Origin of the sequence: Blautia faecis, assembly GCF_020554845.1 — a bacterium.
Taxonomy (GTDB): domain Bacteria; phylum Bacillota; class Clostridia; order Lachnospirales; family Lachnospiraceae; genus Blautia_A; species Blautia_A faecis.
Genome location: NZ_JAJCIA010000013.1, coordinates 46,651 through 60,435 on the forward strand (window position 1 = coordinate 46,651; position 13,785 = coordinate 60,435).

Below are 13,785 nucleotides of genomic sequence, written 5' to 3' on the forward strand. Positions count from 1 at the left end.
CAGAGAGTGTTTGGAAAAGGCTTTCTGCAAGATGTGCATCATAATTTATGGGAGATTTCGCCCGAATTCGGTTGTCGTAGCGAGCTGCGACAACCGAATTCAGACAAAATATACTGCAAAATTTGGCACGCAGATTGCAAGAATGATTTTTAAATATATGTCACAATTCACAGGAACTTTAACTTAAATTCAGTTGCTGTAGTGAACCACGGCGACTGAATCCGAGATATATAGCAAAGCAAGGCGTGCAGATTGCAGGAATGATTTTTCATACACGCTCTGGCGTAGCCCGCCACACATTTTTTCCATCTGCACCTTCAACTTCACGCATCCAGCTTGATTGATATCGTTATTTGCAAAACGATGTACGCGCATATTCATATCCAGTAGAATTCTTATGTAACAGGCAATTCAACAGTTTTTTCAAATAGTAAAAAAGATCCTTGTCCTGTTTTTTTCACAGGCAAAGATCTTTTTTTATCATTTTTTCAGCTACTACTACTCTTCAGCATCCTCTGAAGCCTCTGTCGTTTCTGTTTCAGCATTATCTGTAGAAGCATTTGTTTCAGGATCTGTTGTCTCAGCTTTTTCGTTTTCCTCTTTCTCACCAGTTACAGATTCAAATGCCTGAAACAGTTCTTTTACTGTCATTTTATTTACCAGATATACTTTTTTGTTTATAACAGCGGCATAGTAATTTGTATCATAGGAATAATACTCCACTTCCATTTCATTTCCATCTATATCTGTAAATTTCACAGTCATTTCCGGATCTGTATTGGACTTAAATTCATCAGTCAGACGTTTCTGCGCTGTCATGTTGATCAGCTTATTGTAGAACGTTGTAAATGTTGTGCTGTCCAGATTTTTTCCATTTAGTGTATAAGATAAGGTTACACTGGTTGAACTTGTGGTGCTTGCAGTAGAAGAACTGTCATCTGTATTTTCAGTATCTTCGCCGGTCAAATCACCTGATGAAGTGTTATCATCAGCAGCATTTCCCTCTACATCGTTGCCGTCGGCAACATCACTGCTGGTACTATCTGTTGTATCTTCATCTTCCGTCTCATTATTCGATGTTTCTACGTTTTCATCCTCAGATGTTTCACGTGAAACATTTACGATATAATCTTCTCCTCCGTAGTTCACATCCAGAGTATCCAGATTATTTGCAGATAAATAGCTTACTGTCAAATCCCAGAAATCAGCATTTGTTTTTCCAAGGAAAGTATCAAGAGAATCCTCGGATATTGTATAAATTTCGTTGCTATCATTTACCCGAACATATCTTCCACCATCTGAAGATTGATCTCCAACCTGAATTACAAGTTCTCTGTCAACCATTTCAGTTTCCGGTTCTGAATCTTCAGAACTTTCTGCGGACTCAGTATCTGTAGTTTCCACCCCAGCCTCGTCATCTGATTCAGTTACATCTGTATCTTCTGCTTCGACGTTGTCATCTGCTGTTTCATCTGTATTCTCATTTTCTACAGCTTCTGAATCTTCTGTGTCTGCCACATCCACATCTTCATCTGAGCTTTCGCTTCCATTTGTCTCAGAATCCGCATCTTCATCCAAGCTTTCGCTTCCATCTGTTTCAGAATCCGCATTTTCATCCGCCTGGTTCTCATCCCCAGATGCCTCTGAGACCTCCTCATCGCCATTTTCAGCCTCGTTTTCATCATCAGAGGACTCTTTCTCAACTTTCTCCTGATAATCCACTGTAATCTCTGCATACGGCTTATCTAATCCGTACTGAGAGAGCTCATCTTCTGCGCAGTTATAATTTACATAACTTGCATAAGCCACACTGGATAATGTACTGGCTAAGGAAGTTGCCTTCGCAGAATCTGCTTTCTCAGTCTCTCCATCACCAGTAATATTCCAGAAATTATTTTCATCTTTCTCTACAACATAGGAAGAATCTTTTCCATCTACAGAAATTTTGCTGACCGTAGAGGAATCCACAGTTGGGAAAACGCCGCTTTTTGCAAAGTCGTACAAAGTTCCCTCAAAAGAAGAAAACGTGGAATTGCTTACTACATAAACTGTAGAAGAATCCTTGTTCAAGTCAATGTATTCCTGACTTGTGGAATCATTCTCCATTCCAAGCTGGATTACTGTCGTTTCCCCATCTTCTGTGGTAACCGTGATCGTGTTATCCGGCTGATCCAGTTCATATTCTGATGCATCCTCCACATTTTCCAGTGTTCTTTCCGCTTTTATAGAATTCAGGGAGCTGACCAGTGTATCGATTTTATCCTGATCTACCGGGAAACCAGTTTCATCACTTTTCACCCAGGAATCTCCATCTTTTTCAAAGGTAACTTCTTTTTTATCAATTACAAATTTTATTGATTTCACATCAGCAGACGCTATGGAAATAATTTCCGGATTTTCTTCCTCCGCACTTTCAGTATCCGCGGCCTCCTGCTTGGCTACGTAGGCTTTTACGCCTACGTATGCGCCGCTGAGGACAACCAAAACGCCCACTGCTGTAATAAGATTTACTGATTTTTTCTTCATCAGGCTTTTCTCCTCTTTAACCAAATCATAAATCCAATCAACAGGAATGCTCCAGGAATCAGACCAATGGTACAGATTTTCCAGAAGCTTGCATCATATGCTGTCAAAGTCAGATAAGATACTTCCAGACTCTTTGATGGGATAGAAACTGTTGTACTGTCTTCTGTGTCTACCAGAGAACTTAAAGAAGCCATCACAAGTTTCTCATTTCCACCAGAAACCATCTGATTGATCTGGCTCTGCAGCAGGTTTGATGTGGAATAATAAATAATATGAGTCTCTTTATCATCATCTACAGTCTCTGTAATGCTGACACCCAGGTCAAATGGACCATCCACATCACCGTCTTCCTTTTCAAGAGAACCGCTGTTCAAATCTGTCTTTGAATATGCGCTGTCGGAAGTTGTAAGAAGACTTTCAATATTTACAGTGTCTCTCACGTCATCAGATTTCCGGATTCCCTGCGCATAAGGCATCAAGATGTAATATCCAGAAGAAGCAACATCAGATGTAATATCTGTGCTGTTTACAGTTGGAACCAGGTAGTAAGGCATCTGCGCGGCATAATGCTGTGCATCGCCCTCAAATACCAGGCCATCTACTCTGCTTACTCCGTAGTTTTCCAGCACTGCATCAAAGTTTTCCATTTTTTCTCCTGTGTAATCGGAGAAAATCATTGCTTTTCCACCATTTTCCAGATAATCGATCAATGCAGTCTTCTCATCCTCTGAGATATCTGTTGTAGGAGAATCAATCAGCAGACAGCTGGCATCCTCTGGAACGCTTCCCTCTGTAAGCAGATTCAGGGATTTGATTTCCATGTTTGCTTTCTCAATATCTTCCTTGATCGTAGAATCAAGCTCCTGCTCTCCATGTCCCTCTAATGTATACAATACCGGCAGGTTTTCACTGGTTACATATGCAATGGCACTTGTGATCTGACCTTCGCCGTCGAAGCCTGTTGTCTGATAACTGTATGTGTTGTAATCCATTGTAGATTCGTAAATATTGTTATAATTTACAACCTTATTTCTGTCTCCGCATACAACAATTAAGCTATTAGAGGAAAGGTTGTCACTGGTGTATTCACTGACAAATTTAGGATTGACCACTGGATCTTTCTGTTCCACCTTAATATGATCAGATTCATCTGCATATCTTTGAAGCAGATTACTGATAGTCTCATCCTCACTTCCGCTCTGGGCGATCTGATATATGGTTACATCCTTGTCCAGATCTTTCAGCATCGCTTTTGTCTCATCACCGATGGTGTAAATTTTCTCGGAGCTGATATCCAGCTGCGTATACTTTGAAGGAAGATTTCCTACAATCATATTTATAACAATAATGATAGCAACGAAAACAACAATCATAACAGAACTGTAGCTTCCATTTTTCAAGTACTTTTTATTAATACTGTCTTTAAATTTTCGTTTTTCTTTTTTGTTATTATTGTTATTATTTTCGACGCTTTCGATATTAATTACGTTTTTATCGTTATCGTCAATATTGTTATCATTTTTCTTCTTAAAAAACATTTTCCCCACCTCCTTAATTCCAACGTCTCTTCAAAATTGTCTGCATGGTAAGGAATATACAAATGGCAATGACAGACAGGAAATAAAGAACTCCAGTCACATCAAAAATACTGTTTGTAAAGTTTTCAAAGTGTGAACTTAAGTTAAACACTTCAAGAACCTTCTGGATTCCTCCTTCAAACACGCTGGATTTTACAACGTAAACGATTACCAGTGCCACTTCTCCAATCACGCAGACAACACCTGAGATCACTGCATTTTTAATCATACTGTAGATCATAAGGCTAAGCGCTATGATCAGAATGCCAAATGTCACACATGTAGACATTGCCGTCTCTGAGAAAAAGGAAGAAATTCCATTCATCATATAAAAAGCAAATAAAAATACAAAGGTAAGAACTGCTGCAATTACCTGGCTCTCAGTGATTGCTGAGAAAAATACGCCGATCGCAATGTTTGCACTTCCCAGAAGGAAAAATCCAAGGAGTGCTGTGTACGCAGAGCCAAATGCAACGGTTCCGAACTTTGACATGATCAGCGGATAGGTTGCCAGAACTGCAATAGGGATTGCATAAATAGTCACAAGTGCAAGATATTTTCCCATTACGATGCCGGATACAGATACTGGAGAAGTAAGCAGAAGCTGGTCTGTTTTCTGCTTTCTTTCCTCAGCAAGTACACGCATGGTCAGGATCGGCACTGCAATCAGAAACACAAAGGTCATGGCATTTAAAGTATATTCAAATTTCGGATAAGCAGCTGAAAGCTGGTACGCTGAAAAGTAAATACCTGCGATCAGCAACACAAAAAACATAAACAGGTAGCCGACCATGGAGGTCAGGTAGCTTTTCAGCTCTCTTTTATAAATAGCAAGCATGGTTTACTCTTCCCCCTTTTCTTCCTCAGATGCGGCAAAACTATCCTGTTTATCACCAGACAGTCCATTATCTGACACATCATTGGATACTTCGCCCGATTCATCAAACTCTTTTTCTTCAAGTCCATTATCAGGGACAGTATCTTCGTTTTTCTCATTCAAATACTTCTTAGCATCTGCTGCCGTCTTAAAGAAAGATTTTCCGGATTTTTTTCCTGACGCATCTTTATCTTTTTTCTCGCTCTCTGTAAGTTCAAGGAAGATCTCCTCCAGAGAAACTTTCTTAGACTGCATTTCAAGGATCGGACAGCTGGCATTTACCATACTGTAGAACACTTTTTCACGCACATCCATATTCTCTTCTGTTCCCACTGTAATGGCGTATACGCCTTCCTCCGGGCTTTTCTTTACCGTAACCTCTTTTACCCCTTCTACGGCCTCCAGAGCGGCTCTGATAGTGTCTTTCTGACCTTTTACAAGCAGATTCAGGTTGTTTGAGCCTGCTGCCAGTTTTCCCAGATTCTCAGGGGTATCGCTGGCTACCAGTTTTCCATGGGAAATGATCAGCACGTAGTCGCAAACGGCGCTGACTTCGGACAAAATATGGGAGCTAAGGATAACGGTGTGTTTCTGTTTCAGGCCTTTGATCAGATCGCGGATTTCGTTGATCTGTTTTGGGTCAAGACCGACAGTCGGCTCATCCAGAATAATAACCTCCGGGTAACCAAGCACAGCCTGCGCAATACCAACCCTCTGTCTGTAACCTTTAGAAAGGTTCTTGATCAGACGATTTTTCATGTCAGTAATCTTTACCATGTCCATGATTTCTTCAATCATAGTGGCTTTTTTATCTTTAGGAATTTTCTTCAGATCTGCTACGAATTTCAGATATTCCAGAACGGTCATATCAAAATAAAGGGGCGGCATTTCGGGTAGATATCCGATGCATTTTTTTGCCTCCTCAGGTTCTTCCAGAATATCATGACCGTCTATGACTACTGTTCCCTCGGTAGATGCAATATAGCCGGTTATCATATTCATGGTTGTGGATTTTCCGGCGCCGTTGGGGCCCAGGAAACCATAAATCTTGCCTTTCTCTATTTCAAAAGAAAGGTGGTCTACAGCGGTGTGATCGCCGTAGCGTTTTACCAGATTTTTTACTTCAATCAAGTTTCTTACCTCCTTCAAGTTGCAGATGCATGGCTTATCCCATGCATCTATCTATGATTATTTTATGTGCAACCTGTGAGGAAATTTAGATAATTATGTGAGAAATATGTGATTATTTTGTGTTGGAAATGTGTCCCAAAATAAAATACATTCCGCAAAGTGGGGCGTGCAGATTGCGGGAATGATTTTTCAGACACGCTCTAAGGCACGGGGATGTGGAATAGGAAAAATCAAAGACAGTTGCGAGGAAGCTGGAAATCCTATGCCAGAATATACGATTAAGTGTGAGGATATTATGGTTATGTTTAAGAGTTTGGTTAGTAGCTTGGTTAATCACACTAACCAAGCTACTAACCAAACTATTCCCAATGAAGACAATTCCTTTGAAAGTGATTGAGACAGAACCTATGTTATCTCAGAAAAAATCGCCGATATTATCGGAGAGAAATATAGTACGGATTTCTTCCTCTTTCAGGACTAAAGTTATCTTAATATTAACACATATTCTACGCCAGCGGCTCCTTCGCCGGCAAGCCAGCCTTCCTGGGGTACTTCTTGGCGGTCGGTTTCATCTTCTTGATCACCACAAAAGAACGATCCATATCCGTGTCCATAAGTGGAAATTTCACTACATCCTGAACTTTTCCACCAAGGATTTTCACAGCATTTTCTGCCTGCGCAAGCTCTTCATCAATCTTGCCGGATTTATAAGAAATAAAGCTGCCACCTTCTTTTACAAAGGGGATACAATACTCGGAAAGGGTGCTTAAATTGGCTACTGCGCGGGAGACACAGAAGTCGTATTTTTCTCTGTGTTCCTTCTGTTTCGCGTAGTCTTCGGCTCTTCCGTGAAGCGCTGTTACGTCTTTTAAACCAAGCATTTCGATTACTTCATTAAGGAAATTCACCCTTTTATTCAAAGAATCCAGAAGGGTGATTTTAAGCTCCGGAAAAGCAATTTTCAGCGGGATTCCAGGGAAACCAGCGCCGGTTCCGATATCGATCACGGACTTTCCCGCCAGCTTTTTCTGGTCAAAACTGCCTACTTTTACGATAGATAAACTGTCAAGAAAATGCTTTAAAATCACCTCGTTGTACTCGGTAATTGCAGTTAAATTCATTACCTTATTTTTCTCTACAAGGTACTCATAATAAGTGATAAACTGCTTCTTCTGCTCCTGGGACAGAGCAATTCCAAGCTCTTCAAGTCCTTTCTCAAAGAGGGTTAAATCATATTCCATAAACTTCTCCTTATACCTCAAACTACTTATTTTTTTTACTTTCCAGTTGCTAATACACAGCGTTTTTGCAAGTAATATTCTTTAGCAGGTCATTTCAGGTGCGTTTTTAACGAAGGTGAAATCCACTGGTCAGGTCGACTTAGACGAGAGGTCTCTCCCAAGCGTCTTAGTCGTAGTTACCAGTTATTTCACCGTAGAGCGTGTTTGAAAAATCATTTCCGCAATCTGCACGCCCCACTTTGCGGGAGATTTTGCCCGAATTCGGTTGCCGTAGCCCGCTACGGCGCCCTTATCCGAACAAAATCTCCCACAAATTGTGACACACATCTTGCAGAAAGCCTTTTTCAAACACGCTCTAGTGCCCAACCGACCTGCGTGGAATATTACTTGCAGAAACGCGTCCGTTTAGTGACGCTCCTTCCCATACTGCTCCATATAAACCAGCAGCACCGAAATATCCGCCGGTGAAACACCGGAAATTCGGGATGCCTGTCCAATGGAAACAGGTCTGTAAAGTTCCAGTTTCTGCCGTGCCTCAATGCGCAGGCTCTTTACTTTCTCATAGTCCAGATCCTCTGGAATCTTCTTGGCTTCCAGCTTCTTAAACTGCTCTACCTGCTTCATCTGGCGGCGGATATAACCGTCGTATTTAATATTAATGTTTACCTGCTCCTGCACATCCCAGGCAAGTTCAGGGCGGTTCTTATCAATAGGAGTCACATCTGCATAGGAAAGCTCCGGTCTGCGGATCAGCTCTGCAAGACTGATTCCTGACTTAAGTGGTGTGCTTTCTTTGCTTTCCAGAAGGCTCTGAACTGCCTCTGTCATACCCACATTTGTATTCTCCACACGCTGGATTTCTTCCGCTATCAAGCGTTCTTTTTCCACTACTTTTGCATAGGTTTCGTCATCTACAAGACCTACCTCCCAGCCCTTTTTACGAAGTCTCAGATCCGCATTATCCTGACGGAGAAGTAGACGGTACTCGGCACGGCTGGTCATCATACGGTATGGCTCATGGTTCTCTTTTGTAACCAGATCATCAATGAGAACACCGATATAAGCCTCAGAACGATCCAGGATCAGCTGCTCTTTTCCCAGCACTTCCATGGCTGCATTGATACCAGCGATCAGTCCCTGGGCTGCTGCCTCCTCGTAACCTGAACTTCCATTAAACTGTCCGCCACTGAAAAGACCTTTAATTTTCTTAAACTCCAGCGTTGGATAAAGCTGTCTTGGATTAATACAATCGTACTCAATAGCATAAGCATTCTTCACAATTTTTGCATGCTCAAGGCCTGGTACGCTGTGGTACATTTCCTCCTGCACATCTTCCGGCAAAGAGCTGGACATACCGCCAATGTACATCTCATTTGTGTACATTCCCTCTGGCTCAATAAACACCTGATGTCTTTTTTTATCTGCAAAACGAACTACTTTATCCTCAATAGACGGGCAATAACGTGGACCAGTTCCCTCGATCATACCAGAATACAACGGGGAACGATCCAGATTGGCACGGATAATATCATGGGTAGTCTCATTGGTATAAGTCAGCCAGCAGGATTTCTGCTCGATCTGCACATCCTCCGGATCTGTGGAAAAAGAAAATGGCACTACTCTCTCATCACCAAACTGCTCTTCCATCTTACTATAATCTATAGTATTTCCTGCGATTCTAGCAGGTGTTCCAGTCTTGAAACGGAACATTTCAATTCCCAGTTCTTTCAGAGAATCAGTCAGATAATTGGCTGCCTGCAGTCCATTTGGACCTGCATAATTGCTTACATCCCCATAAATACAACGTGCCTTCAGATAGGTTCCTGTACACAAAATAACCGCCTTACAGTGATAAATAGCACCGGAATAAGTCCTTACACCAGTGATCTTACCATCCTCTACCAGAAGCTTTGTTACCTCTCCCTGGCGGATAGTCAGGTTCTCCTGGTTCTCCAGTGTTTTTCTCATTTCGTTGCTATATGCTTGCTTATCTGCCTGAGCACGAAGGGAATGTACCGCCGGACCCTTGGAACAATTCAGCATTTTTGACTGAATAAAAGTCTTGTCAATATTTTTTCCCATCTCACCGCCAAGAGCATCCAACTCACGGACCAGATGTCCCTTTGAACTACCGCCTACATTTGGGTTACAAGGCATCAGCGCAATACTCTCTGCACTTACCGTAAACATGATCGTACTCAATCCCAATCTCGCCCCAGCCAACGCTGCCTCACAGCCAGCATGTCCAGCACCGACCACTACTATGTCATAATTCTCCTCTAAATGTTTCATTTTTATCTCCTCTATAACACACTCATTCATATATTATCGCGTCCCTCTGCCACTACTTACCCATACAAAACTTACTAAATATCTCATTCACCAGATCTTCCCCAACTTCCTCTCCTGTGATCTTTCCAAGGCTTCCATAAGCAGCCATCAGATCAATGGAAAAGAAGTCTTCCGGCATGCCATCCTCAATACTCTGTTTTACCATTGCAAGACTCTCTTCTGCCTCTTCCAGTGCCTCTTTGTGACGGGCATTTGTAATATAAACCTCATCGTTAAAAGAGATTTTCCCACTAAAAAACATACTCTTAATGGTATCCGCCAGCTGGGCAATTCCAGTCTCCTCTTTCGCAGAAATCGGAATGAGAGGATGGTTGATTTTCTCCTTTAATGCCTCCATACTCACAGCCGAAACAAGATCTGTTTTATTGTACAGTACAATTGCTTTTCTGTCTTTCAGCATTTCAATGATTTCTTCATCATTTTCATCAAGCGGTGTAGAGCTGTCTACTACGTATAACACCAGATCTGCACCTTTTGCAACCTCCCGGGCTCTGGAAACACCGATTTTCTCCACCACATCCTCTGTCTCGCGGATGCCTGCCGTATCCACAATTTTCAGCGTAATTCCATGAAGAGTAATATACTCCTCCAGAATATCTCTTGTAGTACCCTCAATATCCGTTACAATGGCCTTATTTTCCCCTACAAGAAGGTTTAACAGGGAGGACTTACCTGCATTTGGCTTACCCACGATAACCGTCTCAATTCCTTCCCGGATGATCTTGCCATCTGTGGAGGTTTTCAACAACTCTTCAATGGATTTCTGCTCTTTTTCCACAATTCCATGTAATTTCTGTGGATATCCCTCCAGACTGATGTGCTCCGGATCATCCAGAGCAGACTCGATAAAAGCAATCTCGTAGATCAGGTCGCTTCGAATCTCCTTGATGGTCTTCTGTACAGAACCTTTCAGCTGACTCATGGAGCTTTTCAACGCATATTCATTTTTCGCCTGGATCACATCCATAACTGCCTCTGCCTGGGAAAGATCCAGCCTGCCATTTAAGAAGGCTCTCTTGGTAAACTCTCCGGGGCCAGCAATCTTGGCGCCGTTTTTCAAAACCGTTTCCAGAACCCGGTTCATAGCATAGACACCACCGTGACAATCAATCTCCACGGTATCTTCTCCTGTGAATGTTTTGGGTGCGCGCATGACCATGACCAGAACTTCATCCACAATTTCTTCCCCGTCATAGATATAACCATAATGAATGGTGTGGGTGGGCACTTCTTTAATTTTCTTTTTCCCGCCCTTGGAACGGTAAATGCGGGATATAACGTCCATGGCTTCCGGGCCGCTGATTCGAATGATTCCGATTCCCGAAGCACTCACAGCAGTAGATATCGCTGCAATCGTTGTATTCATGTGATTTCCTCCATGTAAATTACAATCCAAATTATAAACTTAACACATCTTATAATACCAGTGTCAAAAGGTCAAAAAGTCGTTCATGCTTGCACGAGGCGTTTGAACCTGGGACACGCCAAATATGAGAAAGCAGCGATTTACGTAATAAATCAGCGGATTTCGAATATTTGGAGGATTGTGGGAACAGCGTAGCTGGATCGCAATCCTGGGTATCAAATGAGTGGCAAAAGACTTTTTGACACTCCTATCATCTTATTTTATTATACAAAAAAAGTTACCCCAGGGAAAGATATTAAAACAAAAGCATAACGCTTCAGTTCTTCCATCTTTCACCTGGAATAACCTCTTATTCATTCTGCAAATCTTTTATAACACATTCAGATGTTTTATGCAAGATTTACCATCTTTTTAATTTTACAACCACATGACGATACGGCTCTTCGCCTTCGCTGACAGTCTCCACATACTTATTACCCTGAAGCGCTGAGTGAATGATTCTTCTCTCATATGGGTTCATCGGCTCAAGTACAACTGGCTTTCTGGTCTTCTTAACCTTGTAGGCAATTCCTCTTGCAAGATTCTCCAGAGTCTCTTTACGACGTCTGCGGTAATCTTCTGTATCGAGCTTTACTCTGATATAGTTTGCTTTGCCCTTATTTACAACAAGGCTTGTAAGATACTGAAGGGAGTCAAGGGTCTGTCCTCTCTTACCGATGAGAATTCCCATATCCTCTCCTTCAAAAGCAACTTCCAGACAACCGTCATTTGTGTTGTATTTGGAAGTGATCTCCACTTCACCAAGATTCATAGATGCAAATACGTCGCGAAGGAAAACAATTGCTCTCTCTTCCACTTCTTTGATCTCTGCCGGATCTGTGATGATCTCAACAGGTTTGGACTGTTTCGGCTTCTCTTCTCTTGGCTCTTTCGGCATTTTTTCTTTTGCCGGTTTTTCTTTTACAGGACGCTCCTTAAAAGGTTTCTCCTTCGGCTGGCGCGGCTGTTTTTCTTTTGGCTCTTTAAAAGGCTTTGGCTCTTTCGCCTCTTTTACAGGTGCTTTTTCTTTCACCGGCTCACTCTTTGGTGCTGGTTTCTCAGCTTTTACAAAAGGTTTGGCAGGCTTTCTATTCTGCTCTTCCTTAATCGCATCCACTTTAACAGTATCAACGATTTCCTGTATCTCATCCTCTTCAGAAACTGTATTGATCTTGCGTGCTTTAATGATTGCCGGTTTGCTTCCGATGCCAAAAAATCCGGAACTACCTTCAGAAACCACTTCAATTTCCAGCTGATCACTGGAAACACCTAATTCGATGCACGCCTTGGTGATTGCTTCATTTTTCGTTTTTGCTGAAAACTGGATAAACTCCTCCATCTATGAAACCCTCCGTTCCCGACAACAATTACTTCTTCTTGTTTCTCTCGTCAAAATCCCTGACCATATTTGCTTTTGCTGTAATACTTCCAGGTTTTGCATTTCTTGCATTCTGGTAGGATTCCTCTACTTTTCTGGCTCTCTCTTCTGCGTTTGTGTTACTGGAACCTTTATCAATCTTGGTATTGATATTCTTAGTAGACTGATTTGCCTGATTGGTGATCTTCTGCGGCGGAAGTCCTTCCTTCGTACGCTGTTTCTCCATCTTCTTCATGTTCTCGTTTACCAGATCATTGATATCCATCTTATCAAGATGACGATTGATAAACCACTGCTGAGCACTTCTTACAACCGCACTTGCGATCCAGTAAATACCAAGACCTACCGGGAATGTGAAACAGAATACTGCTGACATAAGCGGCATAACCGTATTCATAGTCTTCATGGAAGCCTGCATTGTATCAACAGCTCCTTCAGCAGATGAAGTAGCCTGTGGCATAAGCTTATAGTTCAGTACCTGAGTCGCCCATGCAAGAATAGGAATCAGAAGTGCAGCGATTGCCAGTGCAATAGATGCTCCCTCAAAAGCAGCCTTAATGTAATTCAAAGGCTGATCTGCAATGTTTAATCCACAGAAATTCTGCATTTTGGAAATTTCTGCAGACGTGGTGTTAATGGTATCTGCAAATCCCTTAAACTGATCCATTGATGCAAGATCTTTCCACTGAGATGGAGATAATGCATAAAGGAAATCGATGACAGAATTACTGGTCGCTTTTCCGTTATCCAGCGCCAGCTGTACACGAGTCATCTTATTGTCTGTGATAAAGCTCTGGATCAGGTCTGTGTAGCCACTTACGCTTGTGATCTGATCAACAAGGCCTGTGAAAACATTCTTTACACTGCCAACATAACCAGGAATTTTGTAAATAACCTGCCATAATGCCATCAGGACAGGAAACTGGATCAACAGCTGCACACAGCTGCCGGTAGGTGAAACACCGTATTTCTGATATACAAGCTGAGTTTCTTCCTGCATTTTCTGCACGGACGCCTGGTCTTTTTTATCTTTGTATTTCTTCTGTATCTTCTGAAGCTCAGGCTGCATAACAGAGCTTAACTTAGAAAACTTCTGCTGTTTAACCTGCAATGGTGTCATCAGTGCATAAATAATAATACTGAAGATAATGATACAAAGACCCAGGTTCTGAATACCCACCAGATCAAGAACTCTGTAAATCCCGTCCATGATCCAGCCCATAATAGAAGCAACCTGTCCAATAATCGGGACACTGCTCTTCGTTAATAAAATCATATCCAAGTTTGTTTCCTCCTAG

13 protein-coding genes and 1 pseudogene are annotated in these 13,785 nt (G+C 42.0%); 4 read left to right on the forward strand and 10 right to left on the reverse strand.

Annotated elements, in window-relative coordinates; translation table 11 throughout:
• Positions 1-10 precede the first annotated feature (10 nt).
• Both LIZ66_RS19220 and LIZ66_RS19935 read left to right on the forward strand, forming a co-directional pair.
• A complete protein-coding gene (locus tag LIZ66_RS19220) occupies positions 11-187 on the forward strand; it encodes a DUF6783 domain-containing protein (protein WP_408611515.1) in 177 nt (58 codons plus the stop codon).
• A gap of 43 nt (positions 188-230) precedes the next feature.
• On the forward strand, positions 231-344 hold the full coding sequence (locus tag LIZ66_RS19935) for a DUF6783 domain-containing protein (RefSeq protein WP_408611517.1): 114 nt from the start codon (positions 231-233) through the stop codon (positions 342-344).
• A 154-nt stretch (positions 345-498) separates the two neighbouring features.
• Here LIZ66_RS19935 and LIZ66_RS08360 read toward each other — a convergent pair whose 3' ends face one another.
• Genes LIZ66_RS08360 through LIZ66_RS08375 form a run of 4 tightly spaced genes read right to left on the reverse strand, consistent with a single transcriptional unit; the run spans position 499 to position 6,111 of the window.
• Entirely contained in the window at positions 499-2,526 is a 2,028-nt protein-coding gene (locus LIZ66_RS08360; RefSeq protein WP_226837760.1) for a DUF4340 domain-containing protein, read from the reverse strand.
• On the reverse strand, positions 2,526-4,064 hold the full coding sequence (locus LIZ66_RS08365; protein WP_227200708.1) for a GldG family protein: 1,539 nt from the start codon (positions 4,062-4,064) through the stop codon (positions 2,526-2,528). Before LIZ66_RS08365 ends, LIZ66_RS08360 begins: the two co-directional genes overlap by 1 nt.
• A gap of 13 nt (positions 4,065-4,077) precedes the next feature.
• Positions 4,078-4,941, reverse strand: a complete 864-nt coding sequence (locus LIZ66_RS08370) for an ABC transporter permease (RefSeq protein WP_173716648.1) — start codon at positions 4,939-4,941, stop codon at positions 4,078-4,080.
• Positions 4,942-4,944: 3 nt separating this feature from the next.
• Complete coding sequence (locus LIZ66_RS08375) at positions 4,945-6,111, reverse strand: ABC transporter ATP-binding protein (RefSeq protein ID WP_173716649.1); 1,167 nt, start codon at positions 6,109-6,111, stop codon at positions 4,945-4,947.
• A gap of 130 nt (positions 6,112-6,241) precedes the next feature.
• Here LIZ66_RS08375 and LIZ66_RS19940 point away from each other — a divergent pair, with 130 nt between their 5' ends.
• A complete protein-coding gene (locus LIZ66_RS19940; protein ID WP_368369460.1) occupies positions 6,242-6,508 on the forward strand; it encodes a DUF6783 domain-containing protein in 267 nt (88 codons plus the stop codon).
• Positions 6,509-6,617: 109 nt separating this feature from the next.
• On the opposite strand, the gene rsmG is transcribed toward LIZ66_RS19940, so the two are convergent.
• Entirely contained in the window at positions 6,618-7,352 is a 735-nt protein-coding gene (gene rsmG, locus LIZ66_RS08380; protein WP_195700059.1) for a 16S rRNA (guanine(527)-N(7))-methyltransferase RsmG, read from the reverse strand.
• Positions 7,353-7,535: 183 nt separating this feature from the next.
• Positions 7,536-7,679 carry a DUF6783 domain-containing protein gene (locus tag LIZ66_RS19225; RefSeq protein WP_306797078.1) on the reverse strand — a complete coding sequence of 48 codons (144 nt, stop codon included), beginning with the start codon at positions 7,677-7,679 and terminating at the stop codon, positions 7,536-7,538.
• Here LIZ66_RS19225 and LIZ66_RS19230 point away from each other — a divergent pair.
• Positions 7,617-7,820 (forward strand): annotated as a pseudogene (locus tag LIZ66_RS19230) (DUF6783 domain-containing protein); the annotation flags it as partial. The gene LIZ66_RS19225 and the pseudogene LIZ66_RS19230 sit on opposite strands and share 63 nt — an antisense overlap.
• Here LIZ66_RS19230 and mnmG read toward each other — a convergent pair.
• The 4 genes from mnmG to yidC all read right to left on the reverse strand — a co-directional run bounded on the left by mnmG (position 7,758) and on the right by yidC (position 13,763).
• Positions 7,758-9,644: a tRNA uridine-5-carboxymethylaminomethyl(34) synthesis enzyme MnmG gene (gene mnmG, locus LIZ66_RS08385; RefSeq protein WP_227200707.1), complete on the reverse strand. Its 1,887-nt coding sequence runs from the start codon at positions 9,642-9,644 to the stop codon at positions 7,758-7,760. The pseudogene LIZ66_RS19230 and the gene mnmG overlap by 63 nt on opposite strands.
• Positions 9,645-9,696: 52 nt before the next feature.
• Positions 9,697-11,070 carry a tRNA uridine-5-carboxymethylaminomethyl(34) synthesis GTPase MnmE gene (mnmE, locus tag LIZ66_RS08390; protein ID WP_227200706.1) on the reverse strand — a complete coding sequence of 458 codons (1,374 nt, stop codon included), beginning with the start codon at positions 11,068-11,070 and terminating at the stop codon, positions 9,697-9,699.
• A gap of 400 nt (positions 11,071-11,470) precedes the next feature.
• Complete coding sequence (gene jag / locus LIZ66_RS08395) at positions 11,471-12,448, reverse strand: RNA-binding cell elongation regulator Jag/EloR (RefSeq protein WP_118580817.1); 978 nt, start codon at positions 12,446-12,448, stop codon at positions 11,471-11,473.
• 28 nt (positions 12,449-12,476) lie between these two features.
• Positions 12,477-13,763: a membrane protein insertase YidC gene (yidC, locus tag LIZ66_RS08400; RefSeq protein WP_195700067.1), complete on the reverse strand. Its 1,287-nt coding sequence runs from the start codon at positions 13,761-13,763 to the stop codon at positions 12,477-12,479.
• Between the last annotated feature and the right edge of the window lie 22 nt (positions 13,764-13,785).

Bases quoted from the DNA above. Each gene is read 5' to 3' on its own strand.
- LIZ66_RS08360 (WP_226837760.1), bottom strand. From the start codon at position 2,526: ATGAAGAAAAAATCAGTAAATCTTATTACAGCAGTGGGCGTTTTGGTT.
- LIZ66_RS08365 (WP_227200708.1), bottom strand. From the start codon at position 4,064: ATGTTTTTTAAGAAGAAAAATGATAACAATATTGACGATAACGATAAA.
- LIZ66_RS08370 (WP_173716648.1), bottom strand. From the start codon at position 4,941: ATGCTTGCTATTTATAAAAGAGAGCTGAAAAGCTACCTGACCTCCATG.
- rsmG (WP_195700059.1), bottom strand. From the start codon at position 7,352: ATGGAATATGATTTAACCCTCTTTGAGAAAGGACTTGAAGAGCTTGGA.
- LIZ66_RS19225 (WP_306797078.1), bottom strand. From the start codon at position 7,679: ATGTGTGTCACAATTTGTGGGAGATTTTGTTCGGATAAGGGCGCCGTA.
- mnmG (WP_227200707.1), bottom strand. From the start codon at position 9,644: ATGAAACATTTAGAGGAGAATTATGACATAGTAGTGGTCGGTGCTGGA.
- mnmE (WP_227200706.1), bottom strand. From the start codon at position 11,070: ATGAATACAACGATTGCAGCGATATCTACTGCTGTGAGTGCTTCGGGA.
- jag (WP_118580817.1), bottom strand. From the start codon at position 12,448: ATGGAGGAGTTTATCCAGTTTTCAGCAAAAACGAAAAATGAAGCAATC.
- yidC (WP_195700067.1), bottom strand. From the start codon at position 13,763: ATGATTTTATTAACGAAGAGCAGTGTCCCGATTATTGGACAGGTTGCT.